Source organism: Methanosphaera sp. A6, from assembly GCF_001729395.1.
Classification (GTDB): Archaea; Methanobacteriota; Methanobacteria; order Methanobacteriales; family Methanobacteriaceae; genus Methanosphaera; species Methanosphaera stadtmanae.
Genome location: NZ_MAIF01000088.1, coordinates 1 through 3188 on the forward strand (window position 1 = coordinate 1; position 3188 = coordinate 3188).

General features: G+C 27.7%; 3 protein-coding genes. All 3 read left to right on the forward strand.

Annotated elements, in window-relative coordinates; genetic code table 11:
* Positions 1 to 259 precede the first annotated feature (259 nt).
* The 3 genes from A9758_RS02905 to A9758_RS02915 all read left to right on the forward strand — a co-directional run bounded on the left by A9758_RS02905 (position 260) and on the right by A9758_RS02915 (position 3175).
* Entirely contained in the window at positions 260 to 571 is a 312-nt protein-coding gene (locus A9758_RS02905; RefSeq protein WP_011406413.1) for a DUF6110 family protein, read from the forward strand.
* A gap of 64 nt (positions 572 to 635) precedes the next feature.
* Positions 636 to 2753, forward strand: coding sequence for a heavy metal translocating P-type ATPase (locus tag A9758_RS02910; protein WP_011406414.1), 2118 nt, complete (start codon positions 636 to 638; stop codon positions 2751 to 2753).
* Between the two features lie 104 nt (positions 2754 to 2857).
* On the forward strand, positions 2858 to 3175 hold the full coding sequence (locus tag A9758_RS02915) for a hypothetical protein (RefSeq protein ID WP_011406415.1): 318 nt from the start codon (positions 2858 to 2860) through the stop codon (positions 3173 to 3175).
* Positions 3176 to 3188 lie beyond the last annotated feature (13 nt).

Genomic DNA, 3188 nt, shown 5'->3' on the forward strand with positions numbered 1-3188 from the left:
AATTAATTATTTTATAATATAAAGAGTATAATTTTAAATAATTATCTTTTTTTTCTCATATAAAATAAATATATACATTGAATTTAGTCTTACTTAAATATTTTTTTATAAAACCTAAAAATACTCATATTTATATAAGAAATAGAATATAAATTCTACTATAGAATATTTAAATAATCATATTTGATTAATAAAATTTAAATAAAACTTCTTAAAGGAATTAATTTTATATTCTATTAAAATTAAAAAAGGTGATATAATGGCAAGACAACAAAGAGGATATGTAGATAGAACAAGAGATTTTCTAAAACAAGAAAAAGTAAAATATTTCATTGGGGGAGCAATAGCAACAGTAGCTATTGGTAAAATCTTAGAAACAGAAATAGCACACAATGCAGCAGTATCTGCTACAGCAGGAATACTAAATTTAAAAGATTCAGTAGAAGAAAAAGTAGAAAACATTAAAGAAGATGCAGAAGACATTCATGCAGAAGCTCAAGAAAAACAAAAAATTGAAATCTACGGACCAGAAGATGAAGAAGAAAAAGATGAAGAAGACGAAGCAGAATAAAATTTTTTATTTTATAAACCCCTTAATCTTTTTTTAATGATTATACTAAATTGAAGGAAGTAACATGAAATTTAAAATAGTTTATGATAACAACAAGGACATAATACGTGTTCGTGCAGGAAGAGCTGCATTCACAACCAGTGAAGGATATGGATTATCCCAATTACTTTCCCAAAAAAAAGGTATCAAAACTGTTAAAGTTTCATCTACCAATGGTAGTATTCATATAAAATACTCTGGTAATAAAAACAGAGTATTTAAATATTTAGCAAACTTAAAAAAATCAGACTTATATGAAGCTGAACCAACAACTGAAGAACTATCAAGAGAAACTAATAATCATTACATTAATAAAATACTTAAAAAAATAGTTGGTAGATATGCAGCACAACTCTTTTTACCAACACCACTTAATATTATTAAGATTGTTTATGAATCTATACCATACATAGTTAAAGGTATTGATAGTTTAATACATATGAGAATAGATGTAGATTTATTAGATGCAACATCCCTTGCTGTAACATTAAGTCAAGGAATGTTTGGACCAGCAGGATCTATTGTATTTTTACTCGGATTATCAGAAATACTTGAAGAATACACAATAGAAAAAACAAAACACTCACTTGAAAACAGTTTAATGTTAAATATAAATAAAGTATGGATTGAAACTGAAACAAATGAAGAAGTACAAATACCATTTACACAACTTAAAGAAAAAGACAAAGTTATTGTAAGAACAGGTACAATCATACCTGCAGATGGTGTTATTATAAAAGGAAATGCTGAAATTAACGAAGCAACAATGACTGGTGAATCATTACCAGTATCTAAAAATGTTGGAAAAGCAGTATTTGCAGGAACAATTGTTGAAAATGGTTCAATAACTGTTGAAGTTGAAGCAATAAATGAATCAACTAGAATAAATCAAATCATTGATTTAATTGAAAGTTCTGATAAACTCAAGGCAGGAATCCAAAGTAAAGCTGAAAAATTAGCAGATTCAATAGTTCCATGGAATTTTGCAATAACACTATTAACATATATTATAACTGGAAGTACAATAAAAGCTATTGCAGCACTAACTGTAGATTATTCATGTGCAATTAAACTTGCAACACCAATATCTATCATATCAGCAATGAGAGAAGCTTCAGAAAGAGAAGTTGTTGTTAAAGGTGGAAGATATCTTGAAGCTTATGCAACAGCAGATACAATAATATTTGATAAAACTGGAACATTAACTAAGTCATGCCCAGAAGTTGCTAAAGTTGTATCTCTTGGTGCATTATCTGATGAAGAATTACTCAGACAAGCAGCATGTATTGAAGAACATTTCCCTCATAGTGTAGCTACTGCTATTGTAAATAAAGCTAAAGAACTTGGCCTAAATCATGGAGAAGAATTACACTCTGAAGTAGAATATATTGTAGCTCATGGAATTGCAACCACATTAGATGGAAAACGTGCCGTATTAGGTAGTCAACACTTTGTACTTGAAGATGAAAATGTAAAAATTACAAAGGAAAAAGAAGATATTATATCTGAAAATGTTGATAAATATTCTGTAATATACTTTGCTATAGACAGAGTACTTGAAGGAATTATATGTATATATGATCCTCCACGTGATGAAGCAAAAGTAGTGCTTAATAAACTTAGAAGTTTAGGAATTAAGGATATTGTAATGCTTACAGGAGATTCTGAAAATGCCGCAGCAACAACTGCTAAATTATTAGGAATAAATCATTATAGATCTCAGGTACTACCTGAAGATAAAGCAAGTATTGTAGAAGAAATAAAAGAAAAAGGCAAGAAAGTAATAATGGTGGGAGATGGTATTAATGATTCACCAGCATTATCTGCAGCTGATGTATCTGTAGCAATGAAAGATTCATCTGATCTTGCTAGAGAAGTAGCAGATATTACCTTACTTCGACCTTCATTAAATGATCTAATAACTATTAGATTATTAAGCCAACAAATGCTTGATTTAATACATAGAAATTATAAATTAATACTTCTATTGAATACAACATTCATGGCATTAGGTCTTAGTGGAGTTATATCCCCATCTGCAACATCAGTATTACATAATGGTTCTACAATGCTTATAGGTCTAGATAGTGCAACATCTAAAAATTATGAAATAAATGAAAGTGAAATTATTGATATTGAATAACTTTCACTTATTTAACTTTTTTTTAACTTGATTTAAAATAGTTTTATCCAAATAAAAAAATTAATCTTAATATATTTATACTTTTTTTCATAAAAGTATTGAATATGAGAAATAACAAAACCATAGTAATAATTGTAGGGATTATTTTAGTAGGTTTACTAATAATTAGTAATGGATTATTGAATTTTAGTTTTAATGAAAATAATTCAACAAACAATATTTCAACTAGTGATAATAATTCTAGTTATAACTCAAGTAATGTAGATAATTCACAAAAAAACAATATAGAAACAAATGTTCAGTCTAAAAACTCAATAGATAAACAAGCAAATACTCATAAAGCTTCAACACCAAGTAGTAGTGAAAATAATCCTACTAGTAGTAGTGATAATGTTGCACAACCTACTCCTAGTGATAGTTAATGTAGTACTACAT